Genomic DNA, 21792 nt, shown 5'->3' with positions numbered 1-21792 from the left:
GCCCTGCCCGCCCCCACGACACCCAAGAGGTATCCGCCGATGAACACCGCTCCCGCGCCGATGCCACCCGCGTACGACTCCGGTGACACCGCCTGGATGCTCGCCTCCACCGCCATGGTGCTGCTGATGACGCCCGGTCTCGCGTTCTTCTACGGCGGCATGGTGCGCACCAAGCACGTGCTGATGATGATCAAGATGAGCTTCGCCGCGCTCGCGTTCGGCACCCTCGTCTGGTGGATCATCGGGTACACCCTCGCCTTCGGTCCCGATGTGGGCGGTGCCGGAGTCATCGGCAACCTCGACCACGTGTTCATGCACGACATCGGCCTGACCACGCTGAGCGGGTCGATCCCCACCTACGTCTACAGCACCTTCCAGATGGGCTTCGCCATCATCACGGTGGCGCTGATCAGCGGTTCGATCGCGGACCGCGCGATGATGCGGGGCTGGCTGGTCTTCGTCGTGCTGTGGCTGCTCATCGTCTACATCCCCATCGCACACTGGGTGTTCGACACGGACGGCTGGATCGTCAGGCACCTCGGCGCCCTCGACTTCGCCGGCGGTCTCCCGGTGGAGCTCAACTCCGGTGTGGCGGGCCTGGCCGTCGCGCTCGTCCTGCGGGCGCCGCGGGACTTCGCCCGCCGCGAGGAGCGCCCCAACAACATTCCGCTTGTGGTCATCGGGGTCGGCCTGCTCTGGTTCGGCTGGTTCGGCTTCAACTCCGGCTCGGCGCTGAGCGACCAGGGCACCGCCGCCGCGGCCTTCATCAACACCCAGCTCGGGGCGGCGGGAGCGATGGTCACATGGCCGCTGGTGGAGAAGTGGCGCACCGGCCGGGTCACCACGATGGGGGTCGTCTCGTCCGCCGTCGCGGGCATGGTTGCCATCACCCCGGCCTGCGGTGAGATCAACACGCTGGGCGCGGTCATCACCGGCCTCGTGGTCGGCGCGGTCTGCGCGTTCGCGATCACCCTGAAGTTCCGCTTCAACGTGGACGACACACTCGACGTGGTGGGTGTGCACGGGGTCGGCGGGCTGATCGGTCTGATCATGGTCGGACTGTTCGCCACCGCGCGCATCAGCGGACAGAAGGGGCTCTTCTACGGCGGCGGCTGGGGGCTGCTGGGCAAGCAGCTCGTCGCGATCGTCGCCGTGATCGCCTTCTCCTTCATCCTGACCTGGCTCATCGCCAAGGCCGTGGACCTGACCGTCGGTTTCCGCGCCAAGGAGGAGTACGACCGGGTTCCCGGCGAGGAACAGGAGCGGGCGTACGACTTCCAGACCGCGGAGCGCCTCGGCGCGCTGGTCTCCAGTAAGCCGGTGACCAGCGACGAGGAACTCGTCAAGCAGATCAGGAGCCTGCTGCGGGCCCGCGAGCAGGAGAAGTAGCCGACGGCAGGCGGGGCGGACGCCGGATGCCCGGACCGCCCCGCTTTCTCCGCCGAGTCATCCGATGGATGCGGGGGAGGAGTTTCGTTCTGTCTGGAAGATTGCATTGACAGGTTCACGTCCTGCTCCAATCATCGGACGTCATGACCGAACTTCCCAGGCGCCACGTACTCGGAATGACGGCAGGGGCGGCAGTCGGCGCCGCCCTGCTCACCCCCGCCACCGCCGAAGCGGCCCCACGAACCGGGACCGCGCCAGAGACCCGGCACGGCGGTGACTGGGGGGCCGTGCCCCCGGCCGTGCCCGTCCCCCTCGACGACTGGTTCGACAACGACGGCATCGACACCGCGCAGGACCGGGGCGGCAGCTTCGACGGCTCCGGCTACACCTTCCCCGGCGAGGAACTCCCGGCAGGCGAAAGAGAGATAGCCGGAACGCTCTTCCGCTTCCCGGCCGCCGGGGCAGGGGCGAAGAACAACGTCGTCGCCCTCGGCCAGCGCGTCGACCTCCCGCCGGGCCGCTACCTGTCCGGTCTCTTCCTCACCGCGTGCAGCTACGGAGCCGCCTCCGGCAGGGCGACGGTGCACTACGCCGACGGCACCACCTCCGAACCGGCCCTCGCCGGACCCGACTGGTACTCCGGCAGCGGCGACCTGACCTCCGCCTACCGCTACGCCCCCGACGGCACCAAGGACCCGCACCCGGTCTCCATCGCCGTGTCCGAGATCCCGCTCGACCCGGCGAGGCAGGCCGTCGCGCTGACGCTCCCCACCACCCAGCCCGCACAGGAGAACAAGTCCGCCCTGCACATCTTCGCGCTCTCCCTCCAGCCGGCCGCCGAGGGACGGGCGCTGGCCGTACGGGACGCGCACTCCACCACCTCGCTGCTCGACAACGGTGCACAGAGCGTCGAGGCCACCGTCGTCAACGCGGGCACCGTGGGCATCCTCGCCGCCGACGGACTCAGCCTCTCGGTGGACGTACCGGGGGCGCGCACCGTCGCACCCGCCCGCATCACCCGGCTCGCCCCCGGTGACCAGGCCCGCGTCCGCATCGGCATCCGCAACAGACCGGGCACCGCCGCCGGGACCGCCCGGGACGGCAGCATCGTCGCACGCGGCCGGGGACAGCAGGCGGCGACGGTCCGGCGCTCGCTCACCCTCGGCGTCCCCGACTACACCCCCACGGACGCCTCCCTCTCCACCCACCAGGCGCCCTACTGGTACCAGGACGCGAAGTTCGGGATCTTCATCCACTGGGGCGTCTACTCCGTCCCGGCCTGGGCACCGGTCGGCACGCAGTACGCCGAGTGGTACTGGAACCAGATGCAGGACCCGGCCAACCCCACCTACGCCCATCACCGCGACACCTACGGCGAGTCCTTCGCCTACGACGACTTCATCCCGCGGTTCCGCGCCGAGCACTTCGACCCCCGCGCCTGGGTGGAGCTGTTCCGGGACGCCGGCGCCCAGTACCACGTCCTCACCTCGAAACACCATGAGGGCTTCGCGCTCTGGGACACCAAGCTCTCCGACCGCAACTCGGTGAAGATGGGCCCCAGACGCGATGTGATCAGGGAACTCTTCGACGCCTCACGGCGCTACGCCCCCGAACTCCACCGAGGGCTGTACTTCTCCATGCCCGAGTGGTTCAACCCGGACCACCCGTGGATGGGCCACGCCCCGCGCAATCCGTACACCCTGGAGCCCGTCCCGTACACCGGCCACACGGCGGGCAAGGACTACGTCACCGAGTTCCAGGGGCCGCAGATGCTGGAGCTGATCGAGGGGTACGACCCGGAGATCATCTGGTGCGACATCGGCGGCGACAACGACAGCCACCGGGTGCTCGCCGAGTACTTCAACCACGCCAAGAACCGGGCCCGGCCGATCGACGTGACGGTCAACGACAGGTCAGGTATCGGTTCGCACGACTTCACCACGCCCGAGTACACGACGTACGACCAGATCGTCACCGCCAAGTGGGAGTCCAGCCGGGGCCTCGACCCGTTCAGCTACGGCTACAACGCGCAGACCCCGGACGAGAAGTACATGACGGCGGAGGAGATCGTGCACTCGCTCGTCGACATCGTCTCCAAGAACGGCAACTTCCTGCTCGACATCGGGCCGAAGGCCGACGGCACCATCCCCGGCATCATGCAGCGCAGGCTGCGTGAGACGGGGCAGTGGCTCAGGACCAACGGAGAGGCGATCTACGACACCACGTACTGGTCGCGGATGCCGCAGCTGGGCGAGGACCTGCGGTTCACCGTCCGGCCGGACCGGGCGTTCTACATCCACTCGCTGGTCCGGCCCGGCGCGAAGCTGACGGTCCAGGCGCCGGTGCCGGTCCGAAGCGGCGACCGGATCACGCTGCTCGGGTACGACCGGCCGCTGAGCTGGCGCACCACCGGAGACTCGCTGGTGATCGACGTACCGGCGGCGGCCCGCAGGACCGGCGAGCACGCCTGGGTGTTCAAGATCGACTGGAAGGGCTGACCGGTCCCGGGCGTGGCACCGGGCGCATGAACTCCCGCACATAGGTGCGGTGCCACCAGTGCCCGGTGTCCCGCAGTTCGCGCCAGGTCGTGTACCGGTAGCGGTACACCCTGGCGCGGACGTGCTCCGGCGGCGCGTCCGGGAACGGGTTGTGCCGCAGCAGCCGCAGCGTGTCCCGGTCGTTCTCCAGCAGCCGCAGGACGAACGGCCCGAACCAGGGGCGGGCATAGACGGGCGAGAGCGCGGCGAACCACATCATCCAGTCGAGCCGCAGGTGGTACGGGGCGAACTGGCGCGGCAGCCGCCGCGGATCGCCGGGCTTCCCCCGGAATCCGTACTCCCGCCAGACCGTGTCCGGACCCACGGTCCGCTCGACCGTCCCCTCCACCACCACCTCCAGCCGGACCCGGCTGATGCTGCCGAAGGCGCCGTAGGTGTTGACCAGGTGCAGCGGGTCGAAGGAGCGGTTCATCACCTGGCGGCGCGAGACCAGATTGCGGGCCGGGAGGTAACTGAGGAACAGGACCAGAGCGGTGACGGCGATGACGACCACCTCGTACCACAGCGGCAGCCGGGCGTCCACGCCCGCGATCAGGGCGACGGAGAGCGCGCAGCCGGTCCACACCACCAGCGCGAAGAACCGGTCGGAGTAGTGGAGCCGGAACAGCCCGGGGGCGGTGCGCCAGTCGGTGCGCCGCAGCAGCGCGGGGACGGGCAGCATGCCACGCTCACCGGTCAGCGCCCGGAACTGGAGCGCGGCGGTGAGGAAGGCGGTCAGATAGATGACGGCGAGCGCCCGCTGGAAGATCAGCCGGCTGAGCCAGTACCCGTCTGCGGTGTACCACTCCATCGCCCCCAGTATCGGGCCCGCGGCGCCTTTCGGCGCGTCAGTTCGGCTGCTGGCGCGCCCGCGTGACGATCCGGCGCAGGGTGCGGCCGAGCCTGCGCGCGTACCAGCGCTGGGCCACCGGTACGAGCGGACCCGCGAGCCGGGTGTACCAGCGGGCCGGGCGGCTGAACGCCATGACGGTGAACGACACCGTCCCGTCGTCGGCCAGGTCGACCACGAAGGACTCCTCACCGCACTCGGGGTGCCGGGCCAGCGTCCCGTAGGCGAATCCGATGCGCTGAGGTCCGTACTCGGTCCAGACGACCCGGCAGGGCGCGGCGAACCGGACCGGGCCGACCCCGAGGGACACCCGAACGGCCCCACCGGGCTCGGCGCGTGGTGCCGGAGCCTCGACCCCGGCGCCGGAGGCCCGGTGCATACGGAACTCGGTGACGGCGGCCCCGGCGGCCTCGAAGTCCGCGCGGCCGTGGCCGACCCGGTTCCGGTGGTGGAGGTGGTGGTAGCCGTCGGGGAGCGGGCCGAGACGGGTGGCGCCCGCCTCCGGGTAGGTCAGGGTGCTCATGCGATGCGTCCTTCGTGGTCGGTGCGGTTACGGAGCCGCTTCCAGGCGAGCACAGAGCAGAGCGCGAAGCCCAGCGCGTTGCCGACGCCGTGGGTGGCGGCCATCCAGGTCAGGGTGGGGTGGGGCAGTCCGGTCGCCTCGCCCAGGGCCCAGCTGAGCGCGAGCGCCATGGTCACCGCGAGCACGCCGGCCGAGGTGCCGAGCAGCAGCCGGGTGGCCCGGTCGCGGCCGGTGCGCAGCCGTCGCCAGGTCAGCAGGGCGGTGGTCCACATCCCCGCCGTCAGCACGACCGCGCCGGCGAGTTCGGCCCAGTCCCCGACGAAGTAGCCGATCAGGACGAGCAGGGTGCCCAGCGGCACGCTCATCGCCGCGAACCGGCCCGCCGGGCTGTCCACGAGCCGGCAGAGCAGTCCGGAGACCAGTGCGGCGGCGAACCCGGCGAAGTGGAAGTGCGGCACGGTCAGCGCCAGGATGCCGGGGCCGAATCCGAACAGTGCACTGCCGGAGCGCTCCGCGACCAGCGCGGTGGCGGCGATCGCGGGCGTCACAAGGGCGGTGAGCAGCGCGATCTCGGCCGGTGCCCCACGCCGGGTACGGATCGGTGCGGAGCGGCGGACGAGCCGGGGCGGGGCGTGCAGTGCGAGGAGCACGGCCCCGAGCGCGTAGCAGAGCGCGAGGGCCGTGGCGGCGGGGCCGCACGGGAGCCAGAGGGAGACGGCTCCGGGCACGGCGAAGGCCGGCCACAGCCGCCGGATCCGGTCGAGCTCCGGTACGTCCGCCAGCCGCAGCCCGGCCGGCACGATCACCAGCATGCCGAGCATCACGATCAGGCCGACCAGAACAGACATGACCCACACCCCCTGTTGAACGCGTTCAACTGTTTGTCTGTGCCGACTCTAGAGACTTTCTTGAACGTGTTCAAGTGAATGGTTCCTGTGCCGCCCCGCTGCCGCGCCCGTGGTCCGCCCCCGGCTTGCGGGGCGGGGGCAACTGCGGCAGACATGAGGGGACCACTCGGGACCGGTGAACCGGCAGGAGGCCTCTTCGTGCGCTCACCCATACGCCTGCGCCGCGCCGCGGGCGCCGCGCTGTCCGCCGGGATACTCCTCGCCGCGGGCTGCGCACAGGCCACCCACGGCAGCAGCAACGGCACCAAGGGGACGGCCGACGTCCAGGAGGTCCTGCTCCAGCCTGCCGCGTCGCGGGGGCCGCACCCCTTCACCGCGTCGACGGCCCGGCCGTCCGGTGCGGCGCCGACGCCCTCACGCACCGCCCCGCAGAAGTCCCCCGGCTCCGGCGGCGGCGCTGTCCACGAGATCACCGGCACCACCCCCGGTCTCTACGGCGGCGTCCGGTCCGTGGCCTCCTGCGATGTCGGGAGGCAGATCCGGCTGCTCACCGCCGATCACGCCAAGGGAGCGGCGTTCGCGCACGCGGCGGGCGTCTCCACGGCCGGGATCCCCGGTTTCCTGCGCGGGCTGACCCCGGTTCTGCTGCGCGCCGACACCCGGGTCGCCAACCACGGCTTCGACGGGGGGTCCGTGACCACGTTCCAGTCCGTGCTCCAGGCGGGTACCGCCGTGCTGGCCGACGGTTACGGGCTGCCGAGGGTGAGGTGCGGCTGCGGAAACCCGCTGACCGCGCCGGACCGTGCGCGCGTGCCGGCCGGCCGGGCGGGGGAGTGGACCGGTTACGACCCGGCGCGCATCGTCGCCGTCGGGCCGGCCCCGCGCGAGATCTCCGGCCTGGTGATCGTCGATGTCGTGAACGACGCCTGGATCGAGCGGCGGACCGGGGACCAGGGCGCCCGGGACCGCACCCCCCGGGTGCCGCCGCCGTACCCCCCGGACGCCGACATCACCGGACCGCTGCCGAAGGTGCCGCCCGGGGAGCCGACGGACTGCCCCACTCCCGGCGTCCCGACTCCGCCGGGGGAGGAGGCCGCCGTGACCGCCAGCCCCTCGGGGGCGCGGGAAGCCGGGCCGGCGGCGGGCTGTCCGAGCGGGGTGCCCTCGGGCGAGGCGACCGAACCCCCGGATCTCCCGACCGAGGAGCCGACCGGTACCCCGGCGGAGCCGGACGATCCGCCCGGGGAGCCGGTGCCGTCGATGACGCAGGAGCCGCAGACCGCGATCCGGCTGCCGTGGCCGGACGACGAGGGGGAGGACGCGGGGCCCGTCACCGGGTGAGCCCGACGCTCGCGCGTATGGTCCAGACCTATTGACGGAAGGTCTGGACCACTTTAGCGTGTGCCGCGTTGTGGCGGCCGGGATGCCAGGACTCTGACTTGTCAGGATCATGGCAATTTCGGCTTCTCTGGTCTCCACCCCACGAAGGGAACCGGAAATGTTCGGTCGGACATCACGTCTGCTGGGCGTCGGCATCGCGGCGGCATGCGTCGTACAGATGCTGGTCGCGGCGACCCCGAGCTCCGCGCAGGACGACACCTGCGCCGTCAAGTCGAAGCCCGCGGGCAAGGTGCTCCAGGGGTACTGGGAGAACTGGGACGGCGCCTCCAACGGGGTGCACCCGCCGCTGGGCTGGATCCCCGTCACCGACAGCCGCATCACGCAGCACGGCTACAACGTGATCAACGCGGCCTTCCCGGTCATCCTCTCCGACGGCACCGTGCTGTGGGAGGACGGGATGGACTCGACCGTCAAGGTGCCCACCCCGGCCGAGATGTGCCAGGCCAAGGCGTCCGGACTCACCACCCTGATGTCCATCGGCGGAGCGGCGGCCGGGATCGACCTCAGCTCCAGCGCGGTGGCCGACCGCTTCGTCGAGACGGTGGTGCCGATCCTCAAGAAGTACAACTTCGACGGCATCGACATCGACATCGAGACCGGCCTGAGCGGCAGCGGCGACATCAATCAGCTGTCGGCCTCGCAGTCCAACCTGATCCGCATCATCGACGGAGTGCTGGCGCAGATGCCGTCGAACTTCGGCCTGACGATGGCTCCGGAGACGGCCTATGTCACCGGAGGCAGCGTCACGTACGGCTCGATCTGGGGCGCGTACCTGCCCATCGTGAAGAAGTACGCGGACAACGGCCGGCTCTGGTGGCTGAACATGCAGTACTACAACGGCAGCATGTACGGCTGCTCCGGCGACTCGTACGAGGCCGGCACCGTCGAGGGATTCACCGCGCAGACGGACTGTCTCGACAAGGGGCTCGTCATCCAGGGCACCACCGTCAAGGTGCCCTACGACAAGCAGGTCCCGGGGCTGCCCGCCCAGCCGGGCGCGGGCGGCGGCTACATGGCGCCGGGGCTGGTGTCCCAGGCCTGGAGCCACTACGGCGGCGGCCTGAAGGGTCTGATGGACTGGTCGCTGAACTGGGACGGGTCCAAGAACTGGACCTTCGGTGACAACGTGAAGGCGCTCCAGGGCCGCTGACATCCGGGCCACGGCGAAGGCCCCGGAACCATCCCCGCGCAGGGGGGCTCCGGGGCCTTCGCCGTCGTGTCAGTTGCCGGGCTCGGAGGCGTCGAGCATGGCGTCGCGCTCCACGACCTTGATCCGCTCGCGGTCCTGCTCCGCGCCGAGGGCGCGCTCGTGGGCGTCCAGGCGGTACCAGCCCTCACGGGTGGTGTAGCGGACGCCGCGGGCCCGCAGGAACTCGGTGACGGCCTCCGGCTCGGGCTGCGCCGGAGTGGGCAGCCGGCCGGTGGTGTGGTCCTCCAGCAGGCAGGCGACGGTCTCGTTGGCATCGCCCTTGGTGTGGCCGATCAGGCCGATCGGGCCCCGCTTGATCCAGCCCGTGACGTACACCGAGTCCATCGGCTCGTCACCGGCCAGCACCCGTCCGGCGGCGTGCGGGACGGTGCCGGAGGCGACGTCGAAGGGGAGCTTGGGCAGCTCCTGCGAGTAGTAGCCGACCGCGCGGTAGACGCTCTGCACGTCCCAGTCGTTGAAGCGGCCGGTGCCGCGTACGTTGCCGGTGCCGTCCAGCTCGGTGCGCTCGGTGCGCAGACCCACGACCCGGCCGTCCTCGCCGAGGATCTCGACGGGGGACTCGAAGAAGTGCAGGAAGAGCTTGTGCGGCCGGTCGCCGATGTCGCGGATCGCCCAGTTCTCCAGCGTGGAGGCCACCATGTTGGCCTGCTTGTTGCCGCGCCGGGTCTCGATCGACCCCTGGTCGTAGTCGATGTCCTCGGGGTTGACGATGACCTCGATGTTGGGCGAGTGGTCCAGCTCGCGCAGCTCCATCGGGCTGAACTTGGCCTGGGCCGGACCGCGCCGCCCGAAGACGTGCACCTCCAGCGCCTTGTTGGCCTTGAGGCCCTCGTACACGTTGGCGGGGATCTCGGTCGGCAGCAGCTCGTCGCCGGTCTTGGCGAGCATCCGGGCCACGTCCAGGGCCACGTTGCCGACGCCCAGGACCGCGACCTTCTCGGCCTCCAGGGGCCAGGTGCGCGCCACGTCCGGGTGGCCGTCGTACCAGGAGACGAAGTCGGCCGCCCCGTGCGAGCCGTCCAGCTCGCTGCCCGGTATGTCCAGGGCCCGGTCCGCGTCGGCGCCGGTCGAGAAGATCACGGCGTCGTAGAAGGACCGCAGCTCGTCCAGGCCGATGTCGTTCGGGTAGTCGACATTGCCGAAGAGCCGCAGCTGCGGCTTGTCCAGGACCTGGTGCAGCGCCTGCACGATGCCCTTGATCCGGGGGTGGTCCGGCGCCACGCCGTAGCGGATCAGGCCGAAGGGGGCGGGCATCCGCTCGAACAGGTCGATGGACACGCCCGGCTCCGCGGCGGCCTCGGATTTGAGCAGCGCGTCCGCTGCGTAGATTCCGGCGGGACCGGCTCCGACGATGGCTACGCGGACGGGGCGTGTCATGGAGGGCTGTTCCTTAGAACGGGCGAAGAGCGGGCGGAGGACGGAAGAGCGATCAGGCGAACAGTGGGCGAACACGGGCAGGACCTGCCTTGGTAAGGCTTGGCTTAGTTCACCCCCGCACACGTTAGCCGCTGCCCGCGCCCGGTTTCGGGGCGGGTCGGCGTTCTGCGGGGGTATCCGGCACTCCCGGACGGGGCTCCGCGCGCCGATTCCTTGGGATACGGGCCTGCGGGCCGACCCGGAAAATGTGTCCCATCGCACGTTCAGCTGGTGGACAGCTCGCTCGAAGAATCGGACAAATGGTGGCAGAGTGATCCGCATGAATGATCGGGTAGCGGGTGCCCTGTCACTCCCGGACGACTGGCCCGCCCACCCGGACCTCAGTCTCGCCCTGAACCGTATGGGCAGCTTCGACTGGGACCTCGACAGCGGCCTCATGCACATGGACGAGCCCGCGCTCGAAGTGTTCGACCTGCGGGCCGAGGAGTACGACGGCCGGCCGGAGTCGCTCGCCGTGCGGGTGCCCCCGGACGAGGGTGTCCGGCTGGACGCGCTGGTCGCGCAGGCGCTCAAGAGCGGCCGGAGCAACTACGGGGCCTACTTCCGCAGCCTGCGCCGCGACGGGAGCCTGCGCTGGACGCACACCCAGGGCTTCGTCCAGCGCGACGCGACCGGGCGGCCCCGCCGGATCATCGGCATCGTCCGGGACGCCACCCAGGAGCTGGCCGACTCCACCGCCCGCCGTGAGCTGGACCGGGAGCGCAGGCGCCGGACCAGTCTGGTGGAGGCCACCACGGCCGCGCTGGCGCACGCCCGTACCGTCCGGGACGTCACGGACGTGCTCAAGAACTCCCAGGGGCTCGCGCACCTGGGCGCGACGAGCCTGGTCATGGGACTGATCGAGGCCGGGCGCATCCATCTGGTGGCGGACGGACCGGAGGGCTCCTTCGTCCCGGGCACCCGCTACACCCGGACGGACGAGCCGTACCCGATGAGCGAGGTCGTGCGCACGCTCACCCCCCGCTTCATCGAGTCCGCCGAGGACTTCGCGGCCTCCTACCCGCTCCTGTGGCCCCACATCAGCCATCTCGGCATCACCTCCGCGGCCTATCTGCCGCTGATCGCCCAGGCCCGGCCGATCGGCGCGCTCGGACTGCTCTACAGCGACAGGGACGGCTTCACCGGCGACGAACGCAATCTGCTCGTCGCCCTCGGCACCTCCATCGCCCAGAGCCTGCAGCGCGCCATGCTCTACGAGCAGGAGCACGACCTCGCCGAGGGGCTCCAGCAGGCCATGCTGCCGCGCCGGATTCCCGACGTGCCCGGTGCGCAGACCGCCGTCCGCTACCGCTCTGCCCGCCTCGGCCGGGACATCGGCGGCGACTGGTACGACGTCATCCCGCTGCCCGGCGGCAGGGTGGGCGCCGTCATCGGAGACGTACAGGGGCACGACACCCACGCCGCGGCCGTCATGGGGCAGCTGCGCATCGTGCTGCGCGCCTACGCGGCCGAGGGCCACAGCCCGGCGACGGTGATGGCGCGGGCCTCCGTCTTCCTGCATGAACTGGACACCGACCGCTTCGCGACCTGCACCTACGCGGAGGCCGACCTGACCACCGGGGTCGTCCAGCTGGTCCGGGCCGGTCATGTGGACCCGCTGGTCCGGGAGGCCGACGGGACCTGCCGCAAGGTGCCCGTCGAGGGCGGGCTGCCGCTGGGGCTCTCCGCGATGTTCGGTCGGCTGGAGTACCCGGTCAGCACGGTCGAGCTGGATCCCGGCCAGACCATGGTGCTGTTCACCGACGGGCTGGTGGAGCTGCCCGGAGCCGATCTCGACGAGGGCACACAGCTGCTGGCCGACATGGTCAGGAACGGTCCGCAGGACCTCCAGGAGCTGGCCGACCGGCTCTGCGAGTGGGTCGACGAGCGCGGCGGCGAGGACGATGTCGCCGTGCTGCTGCTGCGGCGCCGGGCCGCCCACGCGCCGCAGCCCGGCGGCCGGCTCCAGCAGCACGTGGCGCAGAACGACCCCGAGGCGCTGAGCTCGGCGCGCCACATGATCCGTGCGGCGGTGCGGGCCTGGGGCGCGAAGGATCGGGCCGACGAGGTCGAGCTGGCCGCCGACGAACTGACCACCAACGCGCTGATGCACACCGACGGCGGCGCGATCGTCACCATCCGGGTGCTCACCGGGGCCGGGCGGCGGCTCCGGGTCGATGTCGAGGACCGGTCGAGTGCGCTGCCGCGCCGCCGGGACGCGGGCGAATCCGGGGTGTCGGGCCGGGGGCTGATGCTGGTGGACCAGCTCGCGGACGCCTGGGGCGTCGAGTCCCGGGGCACCGGCAAGTGCGTCTGGTGCGAATTCAGCATCCCGCCCCGCGACTGAGCCACCGGAGCGACGCGGCAGGGAGCGGAGATGAACGCTACTGCAAAGTAACAGAACGTAACATGTCTGTACTTGACCGTAACCGACCGAGAGAGATTGACTGTGATTTCGTGATTTCCTTCAGTCAATTGTCTTCGATGACATGAGGACCCGTTGGGCACTGAGCTACTGGCACCCCTCGATCTGGCCTTCTGGCACCTTGAGTCCGATGCCCACCCCATGCACCTCGGCGCGCTCGCCGTCTTCTCCCCGGACGCGGGCCCCTCGCCCGGCCCGGAGGCCCTGCTGGAGCTGCTCGGCGTCCGTGCCGCCGCGATCCCCCGGCTGCGGATGCGGGTGCGCGACGTGCTGCTGCCGGTCGGCGGCGCTGCCTGGTCGGTCGACAAGGACTTCGACGTCCACCGGCACGTCGGACGGGTGCAGCTGCCCGCTGCGGAGACCGGCGGCGAGGGTGCGTTCATGGCGGCGGCCACCCGGCTCGCCGGCGAACTGATGGAACAGCCGCTGCGCAGGGGGCTGCCGCCCTGGCAGATGTACGTGATCGGCGGCGCCGCCGACGGCCCCTTCGCCGTCCTGGTCAAGCTCCACCACGCGCTCGCCGACGGGATGCGCGCGGTCGCCATCGGGGCCGGGATCTTCGACGAGATCGCCTCCGTCGCGGGCCGCGGCCGGACCGGTGCGCCGGCCGGCCGGACCAGGCCGGTGCCGCCGCGCTCCTGGATGCCCGGTCCGCGCCAGGTCGCCGGTCTCGCGCTCGGCCGGATCGAGGACCTCGGCCGGGCGTTCGGCGTCGGCGCCTCGCTGGTACGGGCCAGCCGCCTCGACCTGCGCGGGGCGACGGCGCTCAGTGCCAGCTCCAGCGGCACCCGGCGGCTGGCCACCGCCGATCTGGACCTCGACGACGTGCAGCGCGTCCGCCGGGTCGCGGGCGGCACGTCCAACGACGTGCTGCTCGCGGTGGTCGCCGGAGCGCTGCGCCGCTGGATGCTGGAGCGCGGCGAGCCGCTGCCCGGCGCCGATCCGCGCGCCCTGGTCCCCGTCTCCCGGCGCCGCCCCGGGGGTGCCGCCACCGGGAACCGGCTGTCCGCGTATCTGCTCGGCCTCCCCGTCTCGGAACCCGACCCATGGGAGCGGCTGCGGGCGGTACGCGGCGCCATGGACCGCAACAAGTCCGCCGGGCCGCTGCGCGGGGCCGGGGCGGTCGCCGTACTGGCCGATCAGCTTCCTTCGCTGGCCCACCGCTTCGGCGCCCCGCTCGCCGGCAGCGCGGCCCGGATGCTCTTCGACGTCCTGGTCACCAGCGTGCCGCTACCGCGCTCCGCGCTCTCCCTGGCCGGCTGCCCGCTGCGCGCGCTGTACCCGATGGCGCCACTGGCCCGGGGCCAGTCGCTGGCCGTGTCGCTCACGACGTACGGCGGCCGGGTGCAGGTCGGGCTGGTGGCCGACGGCAAGGCGCTGCCCGATCTGGAGCGGCTGGGACGCTGTGCGGAGAAAGAGGTGGCGGAGCTGCTCGCGGCGCTGCCCGTCCACCGACCGGCCGGAGTCCCGGTCGTCCGGCCGAGTGCGGCGCCATAGGTCGGACAGATGCCTGAGTAAACGCCGTAGTTGATCGCCTCCGAGGTGTTGACGCAGCCGAGTGATCCGATGAATATGTCCGGAGAGGACAGATCGATCATCGGGGAGGGCGGCACAGCGATGCGGCGCAACAGGCTGGGAAACAGCGCGGTAGAGGTCACCGAGCTGTCCTTCGGGGCGGCCGCCATCGGCAATCTCTTCACCGCCGTCGAACCGGCGCAGGCCGCGGCCGCCGTCGACGCGGCCTGGGACGAGGGCGTCCGCTACTTCGACACCGCCCCGCACTACGGACTGGGCCTCTCGGAGCGGCGGCTCGGTGAGGCGCTGCGCGCCCGCCCCCGCGACTCGTACGTGCTGTCCACCAAGGTCGGCCGGGTCCTCGACCCGCTGCCCGACGGCGGATCCGCCCCGTCGCAAGAGCTCTCCGAGGGCTTCGCGGTGCCGGCCACCCACCGCCGCCGCTGGGACTTCAGCGCCGCCGGTGTCCGCCGCAGCATCGAGGACAGCCTGGAACGGCTCGGCCTCGACCGCATCGACATCGCCTACCTGCACGACCCGGACGACCACGCGGAAGCCGCCTTCCAGGAGGCCTACCCGGAGCTGGAGAAACTGCGCGCCGAGGGCCTGATCGGCGCCATCGGGGCCGGCATGAACCAGACCACGATGCTCACCCGCTTCGTCCGCGACACCGACGCCGACGTGATGCTCTGCGCCGGCCGCTTCACCCTCCTCGACCAGTCCGCCCTGAACACCCTGCTGCCGGAGGCCGCCGCTCGCGGGCGCAGCGTCGTCGTCGGCGGCGTCTTCAACTCCGGCCTCCTCGCAGACCCGCGCCCCGGCGCGACCTACGACTACACCGCCGCACCCCTGACCCTCCTGGACCGGGCCCTGCGCCTGAAGGCCGTCACCGAGGGCCACGGCGTACCGCTGCGCGCCGCCGCCCTGCACTACCCGCTCACCCACTCTGCCGTCGCCGCTGTCCTCGTCGGCACCCGCTCCCCGGACGAGGTGCGCGACGCGGCCGCCCTGCTGCGCGAACCGGTCCCCGACGCGCTCTGGGACGAGCTGCGCGAAGCGGGACTGCTGCCCGAGAACGGAAACTGACATGCGCATCGCCCTGCACACCAAGGTCCGTGCGGACCGGATAGCCCAGTACGAGGCCGCGCACCGCGAGGTCCCCGCCGAACTGACCCGGGCGATCCGCGCGGCGGGCGCCACCTCCTGGACGATCTGGCGCAGCGGCACCGAACTGTTCCACGTCATCGAGTGCGAGGACTACGCCCGCCTCCTCGCGGAACTGGAGGAGCTCCCCGTCAACGTCGCCTGGCAGGCCAGGATGGACGAGCTCCTCGACGTGACGCACGACTACTCCTCGGACGGTGCCGAAGCCGGGCTCCCCGTCGCCTGGGAGCTGTGAGATGACCGCCACCCCACGGATCGTCGACGCCCACCACCACGTCTGGGACCTCTCGGTACGCGACCAGGAGTGGATCACCGGCGAGGAACTGGCGCCCCTGCGCCGCGACTTCTCCCTCAGCGACCTGGAACCGGAGGCCCGCGCCAACGGCGTGACCGCCACCGTGCTCGTCCAGACCGTCACCGTCCCGGAGGAGACCCCCGAGTTCCTCGCGCTGGCGGACGGCAGCGATCTGGTCGCCGGAGTCGTCGGCTGGAGCGACCTCACCGCGCCGGACATCGCCGACACCCTCGCCGCCCTGCGCGCGCTGCCCGGCGGCGACCGGCTCGTCTCGCTGCGCCACCAGGTCCAGGGCGAACCCGACCCCGAATGGCTGCTGCGCGCCGACGTCCTGCGCGGCCTGGCGGCGGTGGCCGGCGCCGGACTCGTCTACGACCTGCTGGTCCAGCCGCACCAGCTGCCCGCCGCCGTCCGGGCCGCCGAACTGCTGCCCGGCCTCACCTTCGTCCTCGACCACGCGGGCAAACCGCCCATCGCCACCGGCGGCCTGCGCCCCTGGGCGAATGACCTGCCGGCCCTCGCCGCCCTCCCCAACACCGTGTGCAAACTGTCCGGACTGGTCACAGAGGCCGATCCGCACAACTGGACCGTCAAGGACCTGCGCCCCTACGCGGACACCGTCATCGACGCGTTCGGGCCGGACCGGCTGATGTTCGGCTCGGACTGGCCGGTGTGCCGGCTGGCGGCCACGTACACCGAGGTCGTCGAGGCCGCCCACACCCTGGTCAGCGGTCTCGGGCCCGATGAACGGGCCGCCGTCCTCGCCACCACCGCCGAGCGGGTCTACGGCCTCCGGTAGCCACCCCGGCGCCGCCTGCGGCAGGCTGGGACCATGCCAGAACTGCCGGAAGTCGAAGCCCTGCGGGTCTTCCTCGACGAGCGCCTCGTCGGCAGGGAGATCGACCGCGTCCTCCCGCTCGCCATCAGCGTCCTGAAGACGTACGACCCGCCGCTCACCGCCCTGCACGGCGGCACGGTCACCGGTGTCCGGCGGCACGGCAAGTTCCTGGACATCGCGGTGGGCCCCCTGCACCTGCTCACCCACCTCGCACGGGCCGGCTGGCTCCAGTGGAAGGACAGCTTCCCCGCCACCCCGCCGCGCCCCGGCAAGGGGCCACTGGCGCTGCGCACCGAACTCAGCGGCGGCGACGGCTTCGACCTCACAGAGGCCGGCACCACCAAGCGCCTCGCCGTCTACCTGGTGCACGAACCGGCCGAGGTGCCCGGCGTGGCCCGCCTCGGACCCGACCCGCTCGACCCGTCCTTCGACCGGGACACCTTCGCCGGGCTGCTCGAAGGGGAGCGCCGCCAGATCAAGGGCGCACTGCGCGACCAGTCGCTCATCGCCGGCATCGGCAACGCCTACAGCGACGAGATCCTGCACGTCGCGAAGATGTCACCCTTCAAACTCACCGCGCACCTCACCGACGACGAGATCACCCGGCTGCACACCGCCCTGCGCACCACCCTCGACGACGCCGTCGCCCGCTCCAGCGGCCTCGCGGCGAAGAAGCTCAAGGCCGAGAAACGCAGCGGGATGCGGGTCCACGGACGTACCGGAGAGGCCTGCCCGGTCTGCGGCGACACCATCCGCGAGGTCTCCTTCAGCGACTCCTCGCTCCAGTACTGCCCGACCTGCCAGACCGGCGGGAAACCACTCGCCGACCGCAGGCTCTCCAAACTGCTCAAGTAGCCGCCCGGCCCGTCTACACTCCGGCCTCATGCTGCGCGTACTCGCCGTCGACGACGAAGAACCCGCCCTGGAGGAGCTCCTGTACCTCCTGCGCGCCGATCCCCGCATCCGCAGCGCCGAAGGAGCCACCGGAGCCACCGAGGCGCTGCGCCGCATCGGCGGCGCGGTCGACGCCGGGCCGGAGGATCCCGCCGCCATCGACGTCGTCTTCCTCGACATCCACATGGCCGGGCTGACCGGCCTCGACGTCGCCCAGCTGCTGGCCGGATTCGCCGCACCCCCGCTCATCGTCTTCGTCACCGCCCACGAGGACTTCGCCGTACAGGCCTTCGACCTCAAGGCCGTCGACTACGTCCTGAAACCGGTACGCCGCGAGCGCCTGGCCGAAGCCGTGCGCCGCGCCGCCGAACAGGTCGGGGAGCGCTCCGCACCCGTCCACGACACCGCACAGGACCAGATCCCGGTCGAACTGGGCGGCGTCATCCGCTTCGTCCCGGTCGACGACATCGCCTACGCCGAAGCCCAGGGCGACTACGCGCGGCTGCACACCGCCACCGGAAGCCACCTGGTCCGGGTGCCCCTGACCACCCTGGAGGAACGCTGGCGGACCCGCGGCTTCGTACGCATCCACCGCCGCCACCTCGTGGCGCTGGGCCGGATCGACGAACTGCGCCTCGACGCGGGCAGCATGAGCGTGCGCATCGGCACCGCCGAACTCGCCGTCAGCCGCCGCCACACCCGGGCGCTGCGCGATCTGCTGATGGGGCAGGGCGGCCGCTGACCAGCGGCTACCCGCCTTTCGAAGCCCTTCCCAGCGGGGTCCGGTGCTGCGTACACTCCGGCCCCATGTCCGCAGAGTCAACGCCCCGGCGCGAAGTGGTGACGGGGGAGCCCCGGCGGGTACGGCCGCTGCCGCGCTACCGCACCCAGTCGGAGATCGACGAACAGACCGCGCTCGGCGGTGCCTACGTGCGCTCGCTGATGCGCGGCCAACTGCGCGCCGGGCTCACCGCCTTCGCCGCGCTCGCCGTCGTCGCGGGCACCCTGCCGCTGGTCTTCGCGGCACTGCGCAGCGACGCCGTCGTATGGGCCGTCCTCGGCTTCGCCGCCTACCCGCCCATCACCCTGATCGCCTGGTGGTACGTGCGCCGGGCCGAGCGCAACGAACACGACTTCGCCCGGCTCGTGGAAGGCCGCCCCGCACAGTGAGCCGCGCCTACGCGGTGACGGCGGTCGCCGCCGTCGTCTCCGCCACCGTCCTCGTCGGCGGATTCGGACTGCGCATATCCCGCACCACGTCCGACTTCTACGTCGCCTCCCGCACCGTACGCCCCCGCCTCAACGCGGCCGCGATCAGCGGCGAGTACCTCTCCGCCGCCTCCTTCCTCGGCATCGCCGGACTGGTGCTCGTACATGGCCCCGACATGCTCTGGTACCCCGTCGGCTACACGGCCGGGTACCTCGTCCTGCTGGTCTTCGTCGCCGCGCCGCTGCGCCGCTCGGGGGCCTACACCCTGCCCGACTTCGCCGAAGGGCGGCTCGAATCCCGGCAGGTGCGCCGGCTCGTCAGCGTGCTCGTCGTCGGAGCCGGCTGGCTCTACCTCGTGCCGCAGCTCCAGGGCGCCGGACTGACCCTGAAGATCCTCACCGGGGCGCCCGGCTGGCTCGGGGACGTCCTGGTCGCCTCCGTGGTCGTGCTGGCCGTCGCCGCGGGCGGCATGCGCTCCATCACCTTCGTCCAGGTCTTCCAGTACTGGCTGAAACTGACCGCACTCCTGGTCCCCGCCCTCTTCCTGGTGCTGGCCTGGCAGGGCGACGGACGGCCCCGCGTCACCTTCGACGAGCAGCTGTCCGTCTTCCGCGCCGACCACCCGCTGTACGCCACCTACGGGCTCATCGTCGCCACCTTCCTCGGCACCATGGGCCTGCCGCACGTCGTCGTCCGCTTCTACACCAGCCCCAACGGCCGCGACGCCCGCCGCACCACCGTCGCCGTCCTCGCCCTGGTCGGCGTCTTCTACCTGCTGCCGCCCGTCTACGGCGCCCTCGGCCGGCTGTACGCCCCCGAGCTGATCCACGGCGGCGACGCGGACGCCGCCGTGCTGCTGCTGCCCGGCCGGGTCATCGGCGGCCTCGGCGGCGACCTGCTCGGCGCGCTCATCGCGGGCGGCGCCTTCGCCGCGTTCCTGTCCACCGCCTCCGGACTGACCATGGCCGTCGCCGGAGTCATCACCCAGGACGTGCTGCCCTCGCGCGGCGTACGGCACTTCCGGCTGGCCACCGTCCTCGCCATCTCCGTCCCGCTGGCCGGCTCCCTGCTGGTCAGCCGGGTGCCGGTGGCGGACTCCGTGGGGATGGCGTTCGCGGTCTCCGCCTCCTCCTTCTGCCCGCTGCTGGTCCTCGGGATCTGGTGGCGCCGCCTCACCCCGCCCGGCGCCGTCGCCGGACTCCTGCTCGGCGGCGGCTCCGCACTGCTCTCCGTCGCGATCACCGTCAGCGGCGCGGTGCGCACGCCCGGCTGGCCGCACGCCCTGCTCGCCTGGCCCGCCGTCTGGTCCGTGCCCGTCGGCTTCCTCGCCATGATCCTCGTGTCGCTGGCCACGCCTGGCCGGATACCCGCCGGGACCAACGCCGCCATGACCCGCTTCCACCTGCCCGAAGCGCTCACCTCCGGGAGGCACCGGTGACCGGGGCCGGATACGCCGTCATCGTGCTCCTGGGCGTCCTGCTGTTCGGGGCCGGGCTGCTGGCCGGACGCCGCACCGCCCGCCCCGTCCGCACCAGCGATGTCGGCACCCCCGTGGAGCACGCCACCTTCGAGACCCTGCACACCGCCTCGCTGGCCGCGCCCCCGCTGCGCGCCGGACTCACGGAGGACAGCGCCCGCAAGTCCGCCCGGCGGCTGCGCTCGCTGCTCGGCACCGACGCCCTGTGCCTCACCGACGGGGAGCGGGTCCTGGTCTGGGACGGCGAGGGCGGCCACCACGGCGAACACGTCATGGAACAGGTGGCGGAACTGCTCGCCAGCGGCCGCGACACCGCCTTCCGCAGCGACTGCGACGATCTGGACTGCCCGCTGCGGTGGGCCGTCGCCGTACCGCTCACCGTCGACCACCGGGTCCTGGGCGCCCTGATCGCCTACGCGCCGAGGGAGTCGGCGGTCCTGGCGAGAGCCGCGGGAGAGGTCGCCCGCTGGGTCTGCGTACAGCTGGAACTCGCTGAGCTCGACCGCTCACGCACCCAGCTCATCGAGGCCGAGATCAGGGCCCTGCGCGCGCAGATCTCGCCACACTTCATCTTCAACTCGCTCGCCGCCATCGCCTCCTTCGTCCGCACCGACCCCGAGCAGGCCCGCGAACTCCTCCTGGAGTTCGCGGACTTCACCCGCTACTCGTTCCGCAGCCACGGCGACTTCACCACCCTCGCGGACGAACTGCACTCCATCGACCAGTACCTGGCCCTGGTCCGGGCCCGCTTCGGTGAACGGCTCGCGGTCACCCTCCAGGTCGCCCCGGAGGTGCTGCCCGTCGCCCTGCCGTTCCTCTGCCTCCAGCCCCTCGTCGAGAACGCCGTCAAACACGGACTCGAAGGAGCGGTCACCACCAGCCGCATCACCATCAGCGCCCTGGACGCAGGTTCGGAGGCCGAGGTGGTCATCGAGGACGACGGCATCGGCATGGACCCCGAACGGCTGCGCCACATCCTGCGCGGCGAGGGCGGCAAGTCCACCGGGGTCGGCCTGCTCAACGTGGACGAACGGCTGCGCCAGGTGTACGGCGACGACTACGGGCTCGTCATCGAGACGGGCATCGGCGCCGGAATGCGGATCACGGTACGGCTGCCGAAGTACCGCGCCGGGGTGCACGGTTCCTGAGAGGCGGCCGACCGGCTCTCCGTACGGACGGACGTGCTCTCAGTACAGGTGGATCGAGAGGTGACCCAGCGGCAGCCCCAGCTGCCAGGCCGGCGTCCACACCTGGGCCGCCGCCCCCTCCTCCTCCGGGTCCCGCGGGCCGTCGGCCGGCTCCCCGGGCGGCGGGCCGATCGCGTCGAGGTCGGCCGCCAGCAGTTCGGTGTCCTCCAGCCACCGCCACGCCGCCCGTGCCAGCGCCAGATCCGGCTCTGGGCCGCCCCGCGCCGCCTCCAGCGCGTCGAGCCGCTCGCAGACCCAGCCGCGCCACGGCGTCCCGTACGCCGTCAGCAGCCGCAGCTCATCCACCCGGGTGGCGGGCAGCGCCTCGGCCACCGCGCCGTCCGAGAGGAAGACCGTGAGGGCGAGCGCGTCACGCCCCGCCCGGTACTCCAGCGTGGCCGGTTCCATCAGCTCCCCGGTCCGCAGCAGCTCGTCTGCGATGTACTCCGCGTACATCCAGGCCATCGGGATCAGCAGTCCGCCGCCACTGGATCCGTCCTGACGTTCCGGACGCATCGCGTCTCGCCCCATTCCGTTCTCGGCACGCCCCCACACGCAGCATTGAACCGGGGGAGCGCGCCCCGCGTGGCCAGAAGGACAGGATCCGTCGGAC

The 21792-nt window shown here is 71.8% G+C and carries 19 protein-coding genes; 14 read left to right on the top strand and 5 right to left on the bottom strand.

All coding sequences use genetic code 11. The annotated features are described in order from the left end of the window. Positions 1 to 39: 39 nt before the first annotated feature. On the top strand, positions 40 to 1389 hold the full coding sequence (locus RLT59_RS02310; RefSeq protein WP_311301798.1) for an ammonium transporter: 1350 nt from the start codon (positions 40 to 42) through the stop codon (positions 1387 to 1389). Between the two features lie 143 nt (positions 1390 to 1532). Then, positions 1533 to 3887, top strand: coding sequence for an alpha-L-fucosidase (locus tag RLT59_RS02305; RefSeq protein WP_311301797.1), 2355 nt, complete (start codon positions 1533 to 1535; stop codon positions 3885 to 3887). Here RLT59_RS02305 and RLT59_RS02300 read toward each other — a convergent pair. From RLT59_RS02300 to RLT59_RS02290, 3 genes are read right to left on the bottom strand one after another with little or no spacing between them, the layout of a single operon-like run. Continuing rightward, positions 3865 to 4737 (bottom strand): lipase maturation factor family protein, encoded by an 873-nt coding sequence (locus RLT59_RS02300; protein ID WP_311301796.1) that lies wholly within the window; start codon positions 4735 to 4737, stop codon positions 3865 to 3867. The two genes, RLT59_RS02305 and RLT59_RS02300, sit on opposite strands and share 23 nt — an antisense overlap. Positions 4738 to 4774: 37 nt before the next feature. Continuing rightward, positions 4775 to 5299 carry a DUF1990 domain-containing protein gene (locus RLT59_RS02295; RefSeq protein WP_311301795.1) on the bottom strand — a complete coding sequence of 175 codons (525 nt, stop codon included), beginning with the start codon at positions 5297 to 5299 and terminating at the stop codon, positions 4775 to 4777. After that, positions 5296 to 6147 (bottom strand): YndJ family protein, encoded by an 852-nt coding sequence (locus RLT59_RS02290; RefSeq protein WP_311301794.1) that lies wholly within the window; start codon positions 6145 to 6147, stop codon positions 5296 to 5298. Before RLT59_RS02290 ends, RLT59_RS02295 begins: the two co-directional genes overlap by 4 nt. A gap of 198 nt (positions 6148 to 6345) precedes the next feature. On the opposite strand from RLT59_RS02290, the gene RLT59_RS02285 reads away from it, so the two are divergent. Continuing rightward, complete coding sequence (locus RLT59_RS02285; RefSeq protein ID WP_311301793.1) at positions 6346 to 7488, top strand: DUF6777 domain-containing protein; 1143 nt, start codon at positions 6346 to 6348, stop codon at positions 7486 to 7488. A 157-nt stretch (positions 7489 to 7645) separates the two neighbouring features. Further along, positions 7646 to 8698 (top strand): chitinase, encoded by a 1053-nt coding sequence (locus RLT59_RS02280; RefSeq protein ID WP_311301792.1) that lies wholly within the window; start codon positions 7646 to 7648, stop codon positions 8696 to 8698. A 69-nt stretch (positions 8699 to 8767) separates the two neighbouring features. On the opposite strand, the gene RLT59_RS02275 is transcribed toward RLT59_RS02280, so the two are convergent. Next, complete coding sequence (locus tag RLT59_RS02275; protein WP_311301791.1) at positions 8768 to 10135, bottom strand: FAD-dependent oxidoreductase; 1368 nt, start codon at positions 10133 to 10135, stop codon at positions 8768 to 8770. Positions 10136 to 10454: 319 nt separating this feature from the next. On the opposite strand from RLT59_RS02275, the gene RLT59_RS02270 reads away from it, so the two are divergent. From RLT59_RS02270 to RLT59_RS02225, 10 genes are all read left to right on the top strand, one after another. Continuing rightward, positions 10455 to 12521 carry a SpoIIE family protein phosphatase gene (locus RLT59_RS02270; protein ID WP_311301790.1) on the top strand — a complete coding sequence of 689 codons (2067 nt, stop codon included), beginning with the start codon at positions 10455 to 10457 and terminating at the stop codon, positions 12519 to 12521. Positions 12522 to 12674: 153 nt separating this feature from the next. Next, positions 12675 to 14096, top strand: coding sequence for a wax ester/triacylglycerol synthase family O-acyltransferase (locus tag RLT59_RS02265; protein WP_311301789.1), 1422 nt, complete (start codon positions 12675 to 12677; stop codon positions 14094 to 14096). Positions 14097 to 14216: 120 nt separating this feature from the next. Further along, positions 14217 to 15200 carry an aldo/keto reductase gene (locus tag RLT59_RS02260; RefSeq protein WP_311307585.1) on the top strand — a complete coding sequence of 328 codons (984 nt, stop codon included), beginning with the start codon at positions 14217 to 14219 and terminating at the stop codon, positions 15198 to 15200. 1 nt (position 15201) lies between these two features. Beyond that, positions 15202 to 15513 (top strand): L-rhamnose mutarotase, encoded by a 312-nt coding sequence (locus RLT59_RS02255; RefSeq protein ID WP_311301788.1) that lies wholly within the window; start codon positions 15202 to 15204, stop codon positions 15511 to 15513. A 1-nt stretch (position 15514) separates the two neighbouring features. Further along, complete coding sequence (locus tag RLT59_RS02250; RefSeq protein ID WP_311301787.1) at positions 15515 to 16372, top strand: amidohydrolase family protein; 858 nt, start codon at positions 15515 to 15517, stop codon at positions 16370 to 16372. 33 nt (positions 16373 to 16405) lie between these two features. Next, positions 16406 to 17266 carry an Fpg/Nei family DNA glycosylase gene (locus RLT59_RS02245; RefSeq protein WP_311301786.1) on the top strand — a complete coding sequence of 287 codons (861 nt, stop codon included), beginning with the start codon at positions 16406 to 16408 and terminating at the stop codon, positions 17264 to 17266. Positions 17267 to 17294: 28 nt separating this feature from the next. Beyond that, complete coding sequence (locus tag RLT59_RS02240) at positions 17295 to 18047, top strand: LytR/AlgR family response regulator transcription factor (RefSeq protein ID WP_311301785.1); 753 nt, start codon at positions 17295 to 17297, stop codon at positions 18045 to 18047. 65 nt (positions 18048 to 18112) lie between these two features. Continuing rightward, positions 18113 to 18475 (top strand): hypothetical protein, encoded by a 363-nt coding sequence (locus RLT59_RS02235; protein ID WP_311301784.1) that lies wholly within the window; start codon positions 18113 to 18115, stop codon positions 18473 to 18475. After that, on the top strand, positions 18472 to 19953 hold the full coding sequence (locus tag RLT59_RS02230; protein WP_311301783.1) for a sodium/solute symporter: 1482 nt from the start codon (positions 18472 to 18474) through the stop codon (positions 19951 to 19953). Before RLT59_RS02235 ends, RLT59_RS02230 begins: the two co-directional genes overlap by 4 nt. Continuing rightward, positions 19950 to 21140, top strand: a complete 1191-nt coding sequence (locus tag RLT59_RS02225; protein WP_311301782.1) for a sensor histidine kinase — start codon at positions 19950 to 19952, stop codon at positions 21138 to 21140. The genes RLT59_RS02230 and RLT59_RS02225 overlap by 4 nt, the downstream gene beginning before the upstream one ends. Positions 21141 to 21179: 39 nt before the next feature. On the opposite strand, the gene RLT59_RS02220 is transcribed toward RLT59_RS02225, so the two are convergent. Beyond that, positions 21180 to 21695, bottom strand: coding sequence for a hypothetical protein (locus RLT59_RS02220; RefSeq protein ID WP_311301781.1), 516 nt, complete (start codon positions 21693 to 21695; stop codon positions 21180 to 21182). Between the last annotated feature and the right edge of the window lie 97 nt (positions 21696 to 21792).

This window comes from Streptomyces sp. ITFR-6 (assembly GCF_031844725.1).
Taxonomy (GTDB): Bacteria; Actinomycetota; Actinomycetes; order Streptomycetales; family Streptomycetaceae; genus Streptomyces.
Note: the sequence above shows the minus strand (reverse complement) of the source record. Positions and strands in the feature narration are given on the sequence as shown.